We start from the raw sequence: 16,685 nt of genomic DNA on the forward strand, positions 1-16,685 counted from the left end.
ACCGTGGACCGGATCCGGGTGGTGGGCGCCAACCGCACCAACTACCGCCTGAACCCCGTCAATGGGACGCTGGCCGCCACCGACGGGCAGCTCACCTACACCACGGGGACCAACGTACCTTCCATCGGGGCCGTGGCCTATACCAACAGCTTCAGCGGGGCCAACGCCAACTCGGGCACCACGCTCTACAACTACGATGAGCTGCTGAACGTGCTCAACACCCAGGCTACGGCCAACCCGCCCGCCGATGGGCAGCTGACCACCGTGGGCGCCTCGGGCATCACCGTCAACGCTGCCGCGCCCAACGTGGACCTCGACATCTACAGCACCGGCATCGGCTTGAACACGGCGTACATGGTGGCCAACCCCGGCTCGTCGGTCAACAGCAACTTCTACACCGTGAACCTGGCTACGGGGGCCGCTACGCCCGTGGGCACCACCGGCCAGATCGGCAACGGCATCACGGTCCGCGACATTGCCGTAGCCGCTGCTTCCGGCGTTTCGACCGGGGCCCGCAGCCGCGCGGAGTTGGCCGCCACCGCCCTGGGTGTGTACCCCAATCCGGCCGCAGACCAGGCCAGCGTGGCGTTCCGCCTCACCAAGGCCAGCCAAGTGACGGTCACCGTGTTTGACGCCCTGGGCCGGCAGGTCGACGTGCTGACCACGGACGTGCTGGCAGCCGGCAACCAGCTGCTGCGCTGGGAATCGGGTAAGGCCCGTGCCGGCCTCTACTTCGTGCACCTGACCCTGGATGGGCAGCCCGCCGGTATCCAGCGGGTGGTCATCATCCACTAGCGCCCGGCGCTGAAACGCAAAAAAGGCCCTCCGAATCGCTCGGAGGGCTTTTTTTGCATTGGGTATTCGTCTTAAGCGGGCTCGGCAATCAGATGAGCATGGTCGCGGAGAATAGTGCGCAGGAAGGCTTCGTCTTGCAGGTCGGTCTGGATGCCGGTCAGGGCTTTCACTTTGTTGGCCACTTGGTTGAGCAGCTCGAAGTCGTGGCGCTTCAGGCTCTGGTGCAGCAGCCGGCGCACCAGGTTCACGTCGTGGTCGGTGAGGCCGCCGGCCTGGGGAAACACGACCTGGTAGCCACTGAGCAGCTCAACCTCCGCGCCCAGCTCAGTGGCCGCCCCCGGCTTGAGGCTCACCACGACCGTATTGGCGGCTAGGTCGCCGAGGCGCTGCCCGCGGCCGTTGAGCAACACGGCTACCGTGGCGATGCTGCCCGCTGTGGCCGTAATCTCGATCAGCCCCAGCAGCCAGCGCAATAAGTAGTCGCCGGCCTGGGGGCGGGAGCCGTCGCGCTTGGTCACCTTGATTTGCCGGGCCCGCTTGCCCAGGCTTTGCCCGTTGAAGAATATCTCGCAGAGCGGATGGTACAGCAGGATGGGCAGCCCCACCAGAATCAGCAGTAGAATCCGGCGCTCATCCCCGACCTCGGTGACTTTGTCGACCAGAAACGATACCACGGTCGTCACGACCAGCAGCACCAGCCAGTCGAGCAGCTGGGCCAGAATTCGGTCGCCGACGCTGGCCACTTCGTACTCGAGGGCCACATTTTGGGCGGTTTGCACGCGAATTGTACTCATTGCTGCTGCTTATTTTAACGGCCGGGCGAAAACGCGGCGGCGGCGCGGGCTATTTTTTTATATTTGTCAGACGCTGCTATTAGCGCCTATTTCTATTTATCCGCGGGTCGGCGCCGTATGCGCGAAGTTGTTTTTCTGCGTCAGAACCAGGCCAAGTGGCAGCACTACGAAACCACGCCCGCCAGCGGCCCCGATGAGCTGGCGGCCCGCTTCATTGAGCTCACCGACGACCTCTCCTACGCCCGCACCTTTTACCCGGATTCCACCACAACGGCGTACCTGAACACGCTTACGGGCAAGCTACACCAGTCCCTGTACAAAAACAAAAGCGTGGGCCGCAACCGTTTCGCCCAGTTCTGGCGCCGGGAGCTGCCTCTGCTCGTGGCCCGTCACCACGGCACGCTGGGTCTGGCTCTGCTGTTTTTCGTGCTCTGCACCGGCCTGGGCATCCTGTCGGCCGCCCTCGACGACACCTTTGTGCGCGTCGTGCTCGGCGACCAGTACGTCAACCAGACCTTGGCCAACATTGAGCGCGGCGACCCGATGGCCGTTTACAAGGGCGGCAGTGAAAGCGTGATGTTTCTCTACATCACCCTCAACAACATCAAGGTGTCGCTCTACGCCTTTGCCGGGGGGCTGCTGCCCGGCCTGGGCACGGGCACGATCCTGTTCAAAAACGGCATGATGCTGGGCGCCTTCCAGTATTTTTTCCACCACAAGGGCGTGCTGCTGCCCTCTCTGCTCACTATCTGGATTCACGGCACACTGGAAATTTCGGCCATCGTGCTGGCCGGGGGCGCCGGGCTGGTCATGAGCCGCGGCATCCTGTTTCCGGGCACCTACTCGCGGCGCGAATCCTTTCAGCGTGCTGCCCGCGACGGCATGCAGCTCGTGCTGGGCTTGGTTCCGATTTTTATCACGGCCGGCTTCCTCGAAGGCTTCGTGACCCGCCATACCGAAATGCCCCTGTGGACCAGCCTACTCATCATCGGCGGCTCGGCGGCCTTTATCGGCTGGTATTTTATTCTGTATCCACTGCTGCTGCGCCGTCGGGCCGGCGCCCTTTCCTCTATTTCCTGAGTATGGCACACCTGCCCTTTACCCGTCCCTCCGACTTTATGCGCGAGCGGGACTTCGGCCGCAAGATCGAGGCCTCGTTCGACTTTGTGCGGGCGCACTTCCGGCCCCTGGGCGCCTCCCTGCTCTACATTGTGCTGCCCCTGTTTCTGCTGCAGGGCATTGCCAGCGGCCTGCTGCAGGCCCGCCTCGGCGGTTTCCTGGTTTCCTGGCGCGCGTCCATGATTCGGGGCAAAGCCAATAGTGCTGAGTCGCTGCAGCAGTTCTCTGATATGATGAGCAGCCCCGAATACTGGGTTGCGGTGGTCGGCAGCCTGTTTTCGTTCACCCTGCTCACGCTCACTGTGTACGGCTACCTAGTGCTGCGCCTGGAGAAAACAGATCCAACCGAGCCCGTGACGGTGCGCGAGGTGTGGGCACTGGTGCGTAGCCGCTTCTGGGGGGCGCTGGCCTCGTTTTTTGGGCTGGCCCTGGTGATGATTGTAGCCGTGCTCGGCATGGCGACGGTGCTGGGGCTACTCTCCTACCTGCTGCAAGGCAATCCGGCCCTGGTCTTTTTCGTGATTTTTGCGCTCTACATCGGCATGGCCTACATCATGGTTGTGCTGAGCCTGTTTTTTATCGTGCAGCTGCGGGAGCGGACCGGCTTTTTTGCCACCATTGCCCGGTGCTTTTCCCTGGTCTGGGGCAAGTGGTGGTCCACCTTCGGACTTATCGTGGTCATGCTGCTGCTGCTCGTTATGCTGATTGTGGTCGTCTACGGGCTTACCTCGCTGATCAGCAGCCCGTTTGCGGCCACCCCGACCCAGTCGCCCACGGCCCTGGCGCGGGTGCTGTCGGTGGTGGCGGCCTGTTTGAATTCGGTGGCGATGCTGGCGCTATATCCCCTGCTGTTTCTGGCCCTGGCGTTTCAGTATTTCAACCTCGTCGAGCGCAAGGAAGGCCACGGTCTCTACGCCCTGGTTGATTCCATTGGCGGCCAGCCCGAGTCGGCCGCTACCCCGCAGTCCTTCCGGCCCGAAGATGAGGGCGAGTACTAGCCGGCCGCTGGCCGCCTCCCTGCTGGCCCTGCTGCTGACAGCAGCTGCCCCCGCCGTATCCGGTGCGGGTGATTCTGCACGCCGGGTGGAGCTACCCGCCGACCGCACCACGCCGGTACGGCTGCGGGAGCCCGCTGCGGGTCGGCTGCGCGCTTTCCGGCAGCAGTCCGAGTTTCAGTACGTGGAGCCGGTGCCGGCCGAAACCAGCGCCTGGAGTCGGTTCTGGCGGCGCTTCTGGCAGTGGCTGGGCGAGTTGCTGTCGGGGCCCGGCTACCGCACCAGGGGCCGTTATGTGGTGTACGCCGCCTTTGGAGTAGCCTTCCTGATGGTGCTGCTGCGCGTGCTGCGCCTCGATTTCACTAATGCCCTGGGGCGGACGGCCCGGCCCCTGCCGCTGGCTTACGAAGCGGCGGCCGAGGATATTCACGCCATCGATTTCCCCGCCCGCCTACAGGAAGCCGAGGAAGCCGGCAACTACCGCCTGGCCGTTCGGCTGGGCTACCTGCACGTGCTGCACACGCTCACCACGCGCCACCTCATCGACTGGCAGCCCGACAAAACCAACCACGAGTATCTGCGAGAGCTGGCCTCCACGCCCTGGCAGGACGCTTTTGCCACCCTCACCCGGCAGTTTGAATACGTCTGGTACGGGGAACTGGCTCTGACCGCCCGGAGCTACGCGCAGGTGCGCGAAACCCGGCAGCAGTTTCTGGCTGCCCTCACCAGCCGCGCCGCCTGATGACCAGCTTCCGCACCTTTCTTATCGGCCTAGTAGTGCTGTTTGCGGCCTTTGTGGCGGTGGAATACTACCGCCCCGAGCCTACCAACTGGCAGCCCACCTACCAGAACCGCGACAAGATTCCCTTCGGCACCTACGTGCTTTACGACCTGCTGCCCGACCTGTTTGGGCGCCAGGCGGTGAGCACCGTGCGCCAGCCCATTGCCAATCAGCTGCTGCCCAACCTGGGCACGCAGGAGTTTGCCAACCAGGATACTGTGCTGCCCGCCACGGCCCCCTCTGCCCGGGTGCTGCGCACGGCGGCCAACTACGTGTTTGTCCACCACACCTTCACCATCAGCCGCCTCGACCGGGACGCGCTGCTGCGCTACGTGGCCCGGGGCAACCACGCCTTTATTGCCACCGAATACCTCGACGAGCTGCTCGCCGACACGCTGCGCCTGCACCTGGCCAGTGGGGAGCTGGGCCTGAAGCGCCGGGCCCGTCGCCGGCCGGCTACCGAGCGCACCGCCGCCGACAGCACCACGCTGCACCTGCTCAACCCGGCCTTTGCGGCTCACGCCCGGTTTCGGTTTCCCAGCAGCGAGGCTAGCTGGTTTTTTGAGCCTGATAGCGCCTGCCGGGCCATAGTGCTGGCCACTAACGCCAAGCGGCAGCCAGTGCTGGTGCGCGTACCCTACGGGCGCGGGGCGCTGGTGCTGAGCTCCACGCCCGCCGCGTTGAGCAACTACTTTCTGCTCCGGCCCGCTACGGCCGGCTTCGGCTTTGCCGCCTTGTCGTACTTGCCCCAGCGGCCGGTTTTCTGGGATGAATACCAGAAGCAGGGGCCCTTGGGGGAACAGTCGCTGTGGCGGGTGGTAAGCCAGCACGCGGCCTTGCGCTGGGCCGTCGGGCTGGCGGCCGTGGGCCTGGCCCTATTTGCTTTGTTTGAGGCCAAGCGGCGGCAGCGCGTGATTCCTGTGCTCAAGCCCCTGCCCAATACCACACTGCTGTTTACGCGCACGGTGGCCTCACTCTACCGACAAAACGACAACCACGCGCTGATGGCAGAAAAGAAAATCAGTCTGTTTCTCGAGCTGCTCCGCCAGCGCCTGCAGGAGCCCGCCCTCGACTTGAATAGCGAAGCCACCCGGAAGCGGCTCACGCAGCTATCCGGCTTTTCCCGCACCCAGGTGGATGAACTGATCCGGGTGATTCACTACGTGCGCACGGCACCCCAGGTGCGGGATGCTGAATTGCAGAAGCTCAATGCCGTGCTAAGCAGCTTTCGGAAAGCCGCTTTTTCCTGATTGCACTATGACTATAAATTGACTTTAACCGTTTTATAATTTTTCCAATAAGCGCAATTATGCGCCCCTATCGAATATTATACATCCATAATTCAGAAACACCTATGTAATTATCCTGCTACTCTTTTTTCCTAACGTTTCTCGCTTTTCCCAAATATGGATAACAATTTCCCCCTTACCAACCCGGATGCTCCGGAGCCGGCCGCCTCGTTTGCTCCTCGCTCCGACTTTAGCTTGCTTACCACCAGCGCCGAGGCTATTCGTCGGGAGCTGGGCAAGGTCATTGTCGGCCAGCACGAGCTGATTGAGTTGCTGCTGACCGCCATCCTGGCCGACGGCCACGTGCTGCTGGAAGGCGTGCCGGGCGTGGCCAAAACCCTGACCGCTAAGCTGCTAGCCCGCACTTTGAGCGTGCCATTCAGCCGCCTGCAGTTCACCCCGGATTTGATGCCTTCGGATGTGCTGGGCACCTCAATTTTTCGGCCTAACAAAGCAGATTTTGAGTTTCGCCCCGGGCCCATCTTCGCCAGCGTGGTGCTGATTGACGAAATCAACCGGGCCCCGGCCAAAACCCAGTCAGCGCTTTTCGAGGTGATGGAGGAGCGCCATATTACCCAGGATGGAACCACATACCCCATGCAGGAGCCGTTTCTGGTGCTGGCTACCCAGAATCCGATTGAGCAGGAAGGCACCTACCGCCTGCCCGAGGCCCAGCTCGACCGGTTTCTGTTCAAGGTTCAGATTGGCTACCCCACGGCGGAGCAGGAAGTGGCCATCCTGCAGGGCCACCACGCCGGCTTCGGCGGCATGCCGCTCGATTCGGTGCAGCCCGTGCTCAGCGCCGCCCAGATTGCCGAGCTGCGCCAGCAGGTGCGCCGCCAGCACGTGGAGCCCAACCTGCTCGATTACATTGCCCGCCTTGTGGGGCAGACCCGGACGCATAAATCGCTGTACCTGGGCGCCTCGCCGCGGGCCTCGCTGGCCTTGCTCAACGGCGCCAAAGCCCTGGCCGCCCTGCGCGGACGCGAGTTTGTGACGCCCGAAGACGTGCAGTACTTGGCTCCGGCCGTGCTGCGGCACCGCATCCTGCTCACGCCGGAGCGTGAAATGGAAGGCACCACCCCCGACGAAGTCGTCCGGCAGATTATTCAGCAAATTGAGGTGCCGCGCTAAGGCCGGCAGCCATTCTTCCTGACTCCAATGCGCAACCTTTTTCTGACCGGGCGCTTTTTTGCGGTGGTAGCGGCCCTGGTCGGCGCGCTGGCCGTGGCCTTCTTCGTGCCCGTGCTGCTACTGCCGCTGCAGGTGCTACTCGGGGTGCTGGGCGTGCTCACCGGCCTGGACCTGCTGCTGCTTTACGGCCCCGGGCGCGGGGCCCACGGCAGCGTGTTCGGGCGCCGCGTGCTGGGCGAAAAGCTGGCCAACGGCTCCGACAACGAGGTGGCTATTTACCTCGAAAACACCTACCGCTTCGCCGTCCGCACCGAAACCATTGACGAGATTCCGCCCCAGTTTCAGCGCCGCGACGTGCTGTTTCAAGCGGCCCTCAAGCCCGGGGAAACCCAGATTATCCGGTACCAGCTGCGGCCCGTGAAGCGGGGGGAATACCATTTTGGGGCCCTGAACGTGTTTGCAGCCTCCCCCTTGGGCCTCGTGCGGCGGCGCTTTCGCTACGGGCAAGCCCAGATGGTGCCCGTGTATCCGTCGTTTTTGCAGATGCGCCAGTACGAGCTGCTGGCCATCAGCAACCGGCTCACGGAGGTGGGCGTGAAGCGCATCCGGCGGGTGGGCCGCAGCATGGAATTTGAGCAGCTGCGCTCCTACGTGCCCGGCGACGACCCGCGCACTATCAACTGGAAAGCCTCGGCACGGCGCAGCAGCGCCGAAAACGATACGCTGGTCGTCAACCACTTCCAGGATGAGCGCGCCCAGCAGGTGTACTGCCTCATCGACAAGGGCCGGGTGATGCGCATGCCCTTCGACGGGCTGAGTTTGCTCGACTACGCCATCAACGCCACCCTGGTGCTGAGCAACATTGCCATCCTCAAGCACGACAAGGCCGGCCTAATCACCTTCGCCGACAAAATCAGCGCCGTGGTGCCCGCTGACCGGCGTGGGGGCCACCTGCTGCGGCTGCTGGAGGTGCTCTACAAGCAGCGCACGAAGTACCTGGAAACCGATTTTGAGCTGCTTTACACCAACGTGAAGGCCAAAATCCGGCAGCGCAGCCTGCTGATGCTGTTTACCAACTTCGAAACCCTCAGCGGGCTGCAGCGGCAGCTGCCCTACCTGCGCCGCTTAGCTAAGGACCACCTGCTGCTGGTCGTGTTCTTCGAAAACACCGAGCTCCGCGAATTTCTGCATGCCCCGGCCGAGACGACGGAGGACATCTACAACCAGACCATTGCCGAAAAATTCGCCCAGGAAAAGCGGCAGAGTGTGCTGGAGCTGCAGCGCTACGGCATTCACGCCCTACTCACCCCGCCCCAGGAGCTGACGGTCAACGCCATCAACCGCTACCTCGAGTTCAAAGCCCGCGGTCTGATTTAGCTTTCCCGGCTAGTCCTTGATACCAATCAAGGTCAGGTCGTCGAGCACGATGCGGTTGGTGCCGCCCCCGTTCCACAACGACACGGTTACGTTGTCGTAGGCCTCGCGGGGGGCGCGCACGTCGATGTGCAGGTCGTCGGTTTGGTTGTTGTTCAGGGCGCGCTGCAGCCGGATGAGCTTTTCCTTCACTACGGTGGACCCGTTGCGGAACCGGATTGTGTACTGGGTCATTTTCCACATATCCCATTCTTTCTGGTCGCAGTGCACCAGCACGCTGGCCCGCACCCAGTCGTAGGTACCCGGCTTCAGGGGCACCACGTACTCCTCGCTGTTCTGCCGTTGGCCATCCAGCGCCAGGGAGCAGTTGCCGCGCAGGGCGGGTCCGTCGCAGGCGGGTGGGTTGGCACTCTCGAAGTCCTGGGTCCAGAGCACGTGCTGCACGGTGGGCGTGCCGGTGTAGTCGGCGTTGCTGTCGAGCAGCAGGCGGGCTTTTTCGGGCACCTGAAACCGTCCCAGAATCCGCCACAGGTAAGCCCGGTTCATGTCGCCGGCGTAGTAGAGCGAGCCCAGGTGGGACATGTGGGTGAGCCAGAGGTTGAAGTAAATGCCCAGCAGCACCGCCACCCGGGCCACTTCGGCCCAGCCGCGGCGGTAGCCCAGCCAGTGCATCAGTGCGGCCAGGGGCCACACCATCACCCCGTAGCTCTGCACCATGGCCCGGCCGCCGTACCACCAGATGTCCCAGGCGTAGGCCACGTAGATGGCGGCCAGCATAAAGATCAGAATGGCCCAGAAGCCCTCGGGCACCTGCCGGCGCAGCACCAACAGGCCCAGCAGGGGCAGAATCGACAGTGGGGAATACAGCAGCCAGCCGCTGCGGAAGCTGAAGAGCCCATCCCAGAGGTGGGGCCGCAGCCAGCTGAAGCCCTGGTCCTGGTAGCTGTACACAATCCAGTCGCCGGTGACGTAGTGCCAGTACAGGGGCTGAATGCTGACAAACAGGGCCCCGATAACGGCTGCCCCCACCAGCTTGGGCCAGTGCTGCTGCCAGAATTCAAGCCGCCCGCGCAGGCTGTCCACGCTGGGCTCCAAACCCCAGAGCAGCGGAATCAACACGGCCATCAGTTCGGTAGGGCGCGTCAGGGTCATCAGGCCAATAACGCCGCCGATGGCCAGGGCCCGGCCCATGGTGGGGCGCTTGTAGAAGGCCGGCACCACCAGCATCAGCACGGCGTACCAGGTAAACAGCCAGTTGTGGGTCATGGCCCCGTTGATAGCCGCGTAGTCGAGGTAATTGGTACCCAGCACCAGCACCAGCAGGGCCAGGGCCGTGGGCCACTCCCCGAACCGGGGGCGCAAAGCCTTGCGCACCAGGAACAGTCCTAACAGACACATCACGATGCTGGCAAACTGCAGGGCAAACTGGTAGGGCGGCGAAAAACCGTCGGCCGGATAGCCCAGGCGCTCGGCCACGGCGTGGGCCACCAGGAAAAACGGCAGCACCTGCAGGGCCAGGCCCGACGAGTACTTCATCACGTAATGGCCACTGCCAGGGTGCACGAAGGCCTGGTCGAAGGTGGGCGAAGGCTGGTACTTGGCAATGACCTCGTCGCGGAACTTGACGTCCTTCAGGTCGTGGTAGATGAAGATGGCCGGCAGGTACATGTAGTACCCGGAGGCGTCCCAGCTGATGCTGGCTTCGGTGTTGGGCTGCTTCCACTTCGGATAATACCAGAACGAAACCAGCACAATAAATACGGCACTACAGAATAGCGCCAGCCCCGAAGGAGATTTCATACCGTAAGCTTAAAGCCCAAACGCGCCGGGGTGAGCCGGCCGTGGGAAAGTAGGATGCCGTAAAAAGCCCCAAATTAGCAAGGATAGCGCTGCCACGCTAACGGCGGCCGGGTCCTTGCGTATCTTTCGGGGTTCACTTTCCCGTTCCCGATGCATTTCTCCCCGCTGGTCTGCCGGATTGTAGTGGCGCTGCTGCTGCTGAGCCCCGTTCCCCACTTGCTGTCTGCCCAGAGCCTGCCGGCCGAAACCCGGGCCCTGCTGCCCGTGCCCAGCATGCTGCGCTGGGGCACGGGCCGGTTTGCGCTTAAAAGCCAGTGGCGGGTCCAGATTCAGGCCCTCAACGTGGACTCCGCCGTGCAGCCCGCCGTGGCCGAGTTCGGCGAGTGGCTCAGCCGCCAGACCCACGACAAGCGTCTGACCACCCAGCTGGTGGCCGTGGGCGCCCCCGCCGACCTGACCATCCGCTACGGCCGCGTGGGGCAGATTACGGAGCCCATCCAGGACGAAATCTACAGTTTGCGGGTTACGCCGATGGGCATTGCGCTGTCGGCCAACACCAGCTTCGGGGTGCTGCGGGGCCTGGCCACGTTGCGCCAGCTGCTGACCGCCGACAAGAAAGCCTACTATTTTCCCGAAACTGAAATCGGCGACATTCCGCGCTTTGCGTGGCGGGGGCTGCTGATTGATGCCGTACGGCACTTCCAGCCCCTGCCGGTCATCAAGCGCAACCTCGATGCGATGGCCGCCGTGAAGCTCAACGTGCTGCACTGGCACCTCTCCGACGACCAGGGCTTCCGCGTCGAAAGCAAGGTGTTGCCCCGCCTGCACCAGGTCAGCGGCCAGTACTACACCCAGGCCCAGGTGCGCGAGGTGCTGCGCTACGCCGCCGCCCGCGGCATCCGGGTGGTGCCCGAGTTCGACATGCCCGGCCACACCACGGCCTGGATGGCGGCTTACCCCGAGCTGGCCTCCAACGACTCGACCTACGGCATTCCCCAAACCTGGCGCACGCTCAACATTGCCCTGGACCCAACCAAGGAAACCACTTACCAGCTCATCGACAAGGTGCTGGGCGAGATGACGGCGCTGTTTCCCGACCCCTACTTTCACATCGGCGGCGACGAAAACGACGGCCGGCAGTGGCGGCGCAGCCCGCGCATCATGGCCTGGGCGAAGGAAAACGGCTTTGTGAAAGACAACGGCCAGCTCGACAAGCACGGGCTGCAAACCTACTTCAACCGCCGGGTGCTGCAGTTCACCAACAAGTACGGCAAGATCATGATTGGCTGGGACGAAATCCTGGGTCCGGGCCTGCCGCCGGAAGCCGTTATTCAGAGTTGGCGGGGCCGCAAGGGGCTCAACGAGGCCGTGAAGGCCAACCACCCCGCGTTGCTGTCCAACGGCTACTACCTCGACCTGAATTACAGCGCCGCCGCCTACTACCTCAACGACCCGCTGCCGGCCGACGCCCCGCTCACCGACCAGCAGAAGCGCCTGGTCTTGGGCGGGGAGGCCGCCATGTGGGCCGAATTTGCCGACAGCGTGATTCTGGAAAGCCGGATCTGGCCCCGGGCGGCGGCCGTGGCCGAGCGGCTCTGGTCGCAGCCCACCGTGCGCGACGTGCCCGACATGTACCGCCGCCTGGCGCTGGTGTCGGATGAGCTCGAAACCCTGGGCCTGCAGCACAAGCGCGTGCCCGAGCAGCTGCTCACGGCCCTGGCCGCGGGCAAGAGCGTGGCCCCGCTGCGGGTGTTGGCTAACGTGCTGGAGCCGGTGAAAGAGTACAAGCGGCACTTCCAGGGCCTGTTCTACACCCCCCAGACTCCCCTGAACCGCCTCGTGGACGCGGCCCCGGCCGAGTCGGAGGACGCCCGGCAGTTTGGGGTGGCCGTGGCGGCCCTGCTGGCCCGGCGGCCGGCGGCGGGACCTTTGCCCCAGGACGCGGCCACGCGGGCAGCCGTGCAGGCCGTGCAGGGTCCGCTCACCCGCTGGGCCACCAACGACCAGCTGCTCCAGCCCCTGCTCACCACCGTGCCGAGCCTGGCCGAATACGCGCCCCACTCCGTCCGGCTCAGCGCCCTGGCCACGCTGGCCCTGACCCGGCTGCAGCAGTTCGAAAAAGGCCAGCAGCCGACTGCCGCCTGGCTGGCCGCGGCTCAAAAGCAGCTCGAAGCCGCCAAAGCGCCCGCCGGACAGGCTGAGCTGGCTCTGGTGCCGGCCCTGAGCCGCCTGCTGCTGGCGGGCAAAGAATAATTCTGAAAGGATAGTAGCCTCACGCCGCTTTTATTCAGAAATTACCGTCACTATGTTATACCAGGAGCATTTTGCGGGCGGCACGCTCTTTCAGCGCAGCCTGTTTTCGACCAAATATTTCAGCTTCACCGACCACAAGGTGCTCATCCGCGAGAAGAGCCTGGCGGGGGAAAAGTCCGTGCTGGTGCCGTTCGAGGAAATCGGGCGCGACCGGCTGGTGGCCCTGCGCCGCAAGCCCGAGTTTCTGGTGGTAGCGGCGCTGGTGTTTGGCGGCAGCCTGCTGGGGCTCTACGACTACCTGGCCGGCAGCGGCGGCAGCACCCTCGAGGGCGTGCTGGAAGGCATCGTGGGGGCCGTGGTGCTGGCTCTGGCGTTTTTCCTGACCCAACAGCGCACCCTGATCCTGGTCAATGACGACCAGAAGGGCGTGGTACTGTTTCTGCCCCTGAAAGGCGAGGCGCCCGCCACCGAGGAGTTTATCCGGGTGCTGCTCAAAAAGCGCGACCTGTATTTGCGCCAGCAGTACGGCCACCTCAGCCACCTGCTCGACTACGACCTGCAACTCAACCGCCTCACGTTTCTCTACAAGGCCCACGTTATCAGCCAGGCTGAATTCACGGCCCGCCGCGACAAGCTCGACGCGCTGTTTCCGCAGAAAACGGATATGCCCTCGGGATTCTCATTTAGCCTGAACTAAACCAGACCGCCCCCACTTTTGGGTGCCAGCCGCTTCTAAAACAGCACCGACACCTGCATGCGACCCGTGTGCACGGCGTTGAGGCCGTTGGCCTTGCGGCCATCGTAGGCTACGGTCACGTTGAGGCCGTTGCTGAGGCGCTGCTCCAGGTTCAGATTCCAGGTGTAGTTGCTGCCGGGCCGCAGGGCATTCAGAATTTCCAGGCCCACCAGCGAGGTTTCGGAGCCGCCCTTGAAGCCGACACCCACGTAGCGCACGGCACCCGTCACGGTGCGCTTGCTGACCTGACTCAGCCTTGTCTCCAGTCCCAGCTCGTTGAAGGTGCCCCGCGTATCCTTGTTAATGCCCTCGCGGGTGTTGCGCTTAGTGGTGTGCAGGTAGGTGCCGGTGAAGCGCAGCGAGTTGCTGGGCTGGTAGCTGAGTTCGGGCGCCACCTCGTAAATCAGCAGGCGAAAGTCGCGGGCAGCCTGGGCGTCGGGCAGGTTGGCCAGGTAGTTCGACAGGCTGGCCCGCACGCTACGCGAGGTGCTCAGGCGGCCCGTGAAGCTCTGGGCCAGCGTGCGGCGCAGCAGCACCTGCTGGCTGGCCAGGTTGCGCGTGTCGGTGCCGTTGGTAAGCAGCACCTTCTGCTGGGTTTGCTGGACCGTAAATTCAGCCCCAAAAATCGGATTGGAGCGGTTGAAGTAGAGCGTGTTGCGCAGCAGCTTGTTCAGGGACAGCAAAAACAGGTCGTCGGTCTGGAAGGCAAACGGGTTCAGCCGGGAGCTGAGCGAGGTGTCGGTGGTGCGGCGGTCCAGCGTGACGGTGGTCAGCACCGAGAAGCGCCCGAGGAGGCTCAACAGCCCATCGGCGTCGCGCCACTGCCGCGGGGCGTTGGTGGTCAGGCGGTAGCTGAAGCGGTTGGTAAAGGCAATGATGTAGTCGTCGGTGGGCAGGTATACCTTGATATGGGTGCGGTACTGGGCGTCGGGCGTCTGGGCTTCGAAAAACTCCTCTTTGTCCTGGCGGCCGTTGCCGTTGGCGTCGCCGCCGTAGTAGTGCGTGCCCTGCCCGTTCACAACCGGGATAAACGAATAGTCGCGCTTGAGCTCCCGGCCGGTGGCAATGCTGTAGCTGAGCTCGGAGCGCAGCACGTTCTCGAAAAACGACGCGTTCCAGTCAATTTTGCTGAGCACGGTGCGCTGGCGGGCACTGTCGCGGGCGGCCAGGTCGCGGTAGGCCAGCAGCACGTTCAGGTCCTGGTACTGGCCCAGCCGGCTGGTGAAGGTGCCCTGCCAGGTCTGGGCCCGGCCCCGCTCCCGCAGCTCGTTGCCCGTGGGGGCCTGGTCGCGGCGGTAGGTGTAGTCGAGGCGGAAGCGGGTTTTGGCGCTGTCCTGGCTTTGCAGGAAAAAGGCGTGCTCGTCGTAGTAGTTGGCCGACGTGAGCGAGTCGCCATTGGGCAGGGCCACCCGGTTTTTGTCGAAGCGGTAGGCGTAGCCGGGCACCACGGGGCCGCGCACGTAGCGGGCCGTGGCCTCGCCCCGGGCCCAGCTGGAGTGGCGGCGCCCGGCTTCGGAGCTGAGCAGAAACAGGCCGCTGCGCACTTCCACATCCCCAATTTTGCGGGCCACGTCGAGCCAGTTCTGCACCCCGCTCACCTCCCCGGCCCGGTAGCGCCGACTCAGGCGGTAGTTGAAGTTGTTGTTGATATCCTTCACGGCCCCCACCGAGAAGTTGAAGATGTTGTCTTCGCGGGCCGCGCGGCGCACGGCGTTGCCCTGGGTGGTGCTGGTCGTGCTCCAGTTGCGGTCAAATTCCACGTCCCGGTACCGGTCGATGGGCGCAAAGCGGTGGCTGGTGTACTCGTAGTCGAGGGTGCTGCGCAGCTTGTAGTCTTTGAGCACGGGCAGGTTCAGGGGCCGGTCGAGCACGGCGTAGCCCACCCGAAAGGCCTGCCCCTGGTCGGCTGCCGGCGAAAAGCGGTTCAAGTCCAGCTGGGACGAGGCCACATCCACAAACACCGTGGCCGTGGAGTCGACGCGGTAGCTGGTGCCAATCGAGACGAGCTGCTTTTGCAGGGGCGTCGGAATCAGCCGCTCGGCCCGGTAGCTGCCCCGGTTGGGGCCCACGTACTTGAACACCCGGCCGTTGGCATTGGCGTTTTCGGTGCTCAGGCTGTAGTCGCCCTGGCCCGTGCCCACCTGGGTGAAGCGCACGTTGTAGACGTTGGTTGAATCGGTGGGCGGGTACACGAACGTCTCGACCGGCAGCCCGGTGCCGGGGTCCGTCACCACCACGCGGTTGTACTGCACCTGCTGGCGGTCGTAGCTGGCGCGCACCCCGCCGGCCAAACTAAGCTGGCTCACGTTGCCGGGCAGCTTGCGCAGCGTGTCCTTCTCGGCGGCCGTGAGCGTGAGGTTGGGCGAGTTGTCGGGATTGTCGGCCTCGCGGTAGTAGTTGGCGTGCACGCTGAGCCGGCCCAGCTCCTGGTAGTGACTCAGGTGGGTCAGGGAACGGGAATAGTTGAAGTCGGAGTACTCGAAGTCGACCTTGATGCGGGAGTTGCGGGTTATCAGGTGCTTGGGCGAGAAGGTTACCTCGGCCTGGTTGTAGTCGATGACGTAGTCGAAGTCGAAGCCCCGGGTCATCAGCCGCCCGTCCAGGTACACCCGCTCGGAGTTGGCCAGCACGATGATGAACTGCTCGCCGTTGGGTCCGCGCAGGCGGTAGGGCCCCTGCACGTTTTCGAGGGAGGGAATGTCGATGGAGGCGAATTTGCCCTTGGCCACGCCGGCCGCCACCACCGAGCTGCTGCGCCGGCGCGGGGCGCCCAGGTTTACTTCGGCCGCGGCGCCCTGCACGTTTTTGTAGAAGCGCAGGAAGTAGTCGGGCTTGTTGCGCAGCACTACGTCGCCGGCCGTCAGGTTCCAGTTGGGGTGACTGAGGGTGATGTAAATTCGGTCGAATTCCTGGAGCTGCTGGGTGTTGCCCTCGGGCTGAAACGGCACGTTCTGGTCGGAAATAGCCGCCGTCAGGTTGATTTTGTCGGTGAGCTTACCCTCGAGCTGCAGGTTGAGCGAAGAGTTGACAAACACGTTTTGGGTGTTGCCAAACGAGACGCCCCGCGACAGGTTGCCGGTCTTGCTGATGCCGGGCGTACTCAGAATCTGCTCTTTCACGGCAAAGTCGTCGTATTGCAGCAGGCGGCGGGTGAAGCCCAGGCTATCCATCAGGCTGCGGGGCCGACGGTAGCGCGCGGCCGTGAGCTGCACGGGCAGCACCCGGTAGCACACCAGCACCGAGTCGGGGCCCGGGGCCAGAATCAGGTCGGGCTGGCCGGGCTCGGGGCTGGGCAGGCGGCGGCCGGGCTGCACGTAGCGGTACTGGTCGGTGCGAGCGTCGTAGGCCAGGCTGCGGCCGTCCACGTTCACCGACGTCGGCACCACCGTAAGCGTATCGGGCAGGGCAAAGCTGGTTGTGTCGCGGCCCGGGGCAAGGCGCACCCAGCGGCAGCGCCGCGACGAGGGCGCCCCCAGTTCCTGGGCCACGGCGGCGTGGGCGGCCAGCAACGTCAACAGCAGCAGGCAGACGGGCAGAAGCCGATGCGTAAAGCTGCGGATCATAGAAACGGGGTGCGGTGGGAAGCGGAACGAGCTGGCTCCACAACGTGCAAAG

The 16,685-nt window shown here is 64.0% G+C and carries 12 protein-coding genes; 9 read left to right on the forward strand and 3 right to left on the reverse strand.

Annotated elements, in window-relative coordinates:
- A partial coding sequence (locus tag EWM57_RS15635) for a DUF4394 domain-containing protein (RefSeq protein WP_129922095.1) occupies window positions 1–795 on the forward strand: 795 nt, incomplete at its 5' end.
- A 71-nt stretch (window positions 796–866) separates the two neighbouring features.
- Here the strand turns inward: EWM57_RS15635 and EWM57_RS15640 are convergent.
- Window positions 867–1,589, reverse strand: coding sequence for an RDD family protein (locus tag EWM57_RS15640; protein WP_129922096.1), 723 nt, complete (start codon window positions 1,587–1,589; stop codon window positions 867–869).
- A gap of 117 nt (window positions 1,590–1,706) precedes the next feature.
- Between EWM57_RS15640 and EWM57_RS15645 the strand changes: the two genes are divergently transcribed.
- The 6 genes from EWM57_RS15645 to EWM57_RS15670 all read left to right on the forward strand — a co-directional run bounded on the left by EWM57_RS15645 (window position 1,707) and on the right by EWM57_RS15670 (window position 8,284).
- Entirely contained in the window at window positions 1,707–2,669 is a 963-nt protein-coding gene (locus EWM57_RS15645) for a stage II sporulation protein M (protein ID WP_129922097.1), read from the forward strand.
- A 2-nt stretch (window positions 2,670–2,671) separates the two neighbouring features.
- Window positions 2,672–3,706, forward strand: coding sequence for a hypothetical protein (locus tag EWM57_RS15650; protein WP_129922098.1), 1,035 nt, complete (start codon window positions 2,672–2,674; stop codon window positions 3,704–3,706).
- Complete coding sequence (locus EWM57_RS15655) at window positions 3,690–4,445, forward strand: DUF4129 domain-containing protein (RefSeq protein ID WP_129922099.1); 756 nt, start codon at window positions 3,690–3,692, stop codon at window positions 4,443–4,445. Before EWM57_RS15650 ends, EWM57_RS15655 begins: the two co-directional genes overlap by 17 nt.
- Window positions 4,445–5,734, forward strand: coding sequence for a DUF4350 domain-containing protein (locus tag EWM57_RS15660; RefSeq protein ID WP_129922100.1), 1,290 nt, complete (start codon window positions 4,445–4,447; stop codon window positions 5,732–5,734). Before EWM57_RS15655 ends, EWM57_RS15660 begins: the two co-directional genes overlap by 1 nt.
- 156 nt (window positions 5,735–5,890) lie before the next feature.
- Window positions 5,891–6,907 carry an AAA family ATPase gene (locus tag EWM57_RS15665; RefSeq protein WP_129922101.1) on the forward strand — a complete coding sequence of 339 codons (1,017 nt, stop codon included), beginning with the start codon at window positions 5,891–5,893 and terminating at the stop codon, window positions 6,905–6,907.
- A gap of 18 nt (window positions 6,908–6,925) precedes the next feature.
- Entirely contained in the window at window positions 6,926–8,284 is a 1,359-nt protein-coding gene (locus EWM57_RS15670; RefSeq protein WP_242510099.1) for a DUF58 domain-containing protein, read from the forward strand.
- A gap of 9 nt (window positions 8,285–8,293) precedes the next feature.
- On the opposite strand, the gene EWM57_RS15675 is transcribed toward EWM57_RS15670, so the two are convergent.
- A complete protein-coding gene (locus tag EWM57_RS15675; protein ID WP_129922103.1) occupies window positions 8,294–10,081 on the reverse strand; it encodes a hypothetical protein in 1,788 nt (595 codons plus the stop codon).
- A 150-nt stretch (window positions 10,082–10,231) separates the two neighbouring features.
- Here EWM57_RS15675 and EWM57_RS15680 point away from each other — a divergent pair, with 150 nt between their 5' ends.
- Together EWM57_RS15680 and EWM57_RS15685 are read left to right on the forward strand one after the other, a co-directional pair.
- On the forward strand, window positions 10,232–12,334 hold the full coding sequence (locus tag EWM57_RS15680) for a family 20 glycosylhydrolase (protein WP_129922104.1): 2,103 nt from the start codon (window positions 10,232–10,234) through the stop codon (window positions 12,332–12,334).
- A gap of 52 nt (window positions 12,335–12,386) precedes the next feature.
- Window positions 12,387–13,031, forward strand: coding sequence for a hypothetical protein (locus tag EWM57_RS15685; protein ID WP_129922105.1), 645 nt, complete (start codon window positions 12,387–12,389; stop codon window positions 13,029–13,031).
- Between the two features lie 35 nt (window positions 13,032–13,066).
- Here the strand turns inward: EWM57_RS15685 and EWM57_RS15690 are convergent, their stop codons facing one another.
- Entirely contained in the window at window positions 13,067–16,633 is a 3,567-nt protein-coding gene (locus EWM57_RS15690; RefSeq protein ID WP_129922106.1) for a hypothetical protein, read from the reverse strand.
- Window positions 16,634–16,685 lie beyond the last annotated feature (52 nt).

Origin of the sequence: Hymenobacter persicinus (genome assembly GCF_004167665.1) — a bacterium.
Taxonomy (GTDB): Bacteria; Bacteroidota; Bacteroidia; order Cytophagales; family Hymenobacteraceae; genus Hymenobacter; species Hymenobacter persicinus.

Bases quoted from the DNA above. Each gene is read 5' to 3' on its own strand.
- EWM57_RS15645 (WP_129922097.1), top strand. From the start codon at position 1,707: ATGCGCGAAGTTGTTTTTCTGCGTCAGAACCAGGCCAAGTGGCAGCAC.
- EWM57_RS15665 (WP_129922101.1), top strand. From the start codon at position 5,891: ATGGATAACAATTTCCCCCTTACCAACCCGGATGCTCCGGAGCCGGCC.
- EWM57_RS15690 (WP_129922106.1), bottom strand. From the start codon at position 16,633: ATGATCCGCAGCTTTACGCATCGGCTTCTGCCCGTCTGCCTGCTGCTG.
- EWM57_RS15685 (WP_129922105.1), top strand. From the start codon at position 12,387: ATGTTATACCAGGAGCATTTTGCGGGCGGCACGCTCTTTCAGCGCAGC.
- EWM57_RS15660 (WP_129922100.1), top strand. From the start codon at position 4,445: ATGACCAGCTTCCGCACCTTTCTTATCGGCCTAGTAGTGCTGTTTGCG.
- EWM57_RS15675 (WP_129922103.1), bottom strand. From the start codon at position 10,081: ATGAAATCTCCTTCGGGGCTGGCGCTATTCTGTAGTGCCGTATTTATT.
- EWM57_RS15655 (WP_129922099.1), top strand. From the start codon at position 3,690: ATGAGGGCGAGTACTAGCCGGCCGCTGGCCGCCTCCCTGCTGGCCCTG.
- EWM57_RS15650 (WP_129922098.1), top strand. From the start codon at position 2,672: ATGGCACACCTGCCCTTTACCCGTCCCTCCGACTTTATGCGCGAGCGG.
- EWM57_RS15640 (WP_129922096.1), bottom strand. From the start codon at position 1,589: ATGAGTACAATTCGCGTGCAAACCGCCCAAAATGTGGCCCTCGAGTAC.
- EWM57_RS15680 (WP_129922104.1), top strand. From the start codon at position 10,232: ATGCATTTCTCCCCGCTGGTCTGCCGGATTGTAGTGGCGCTGCTGCTG.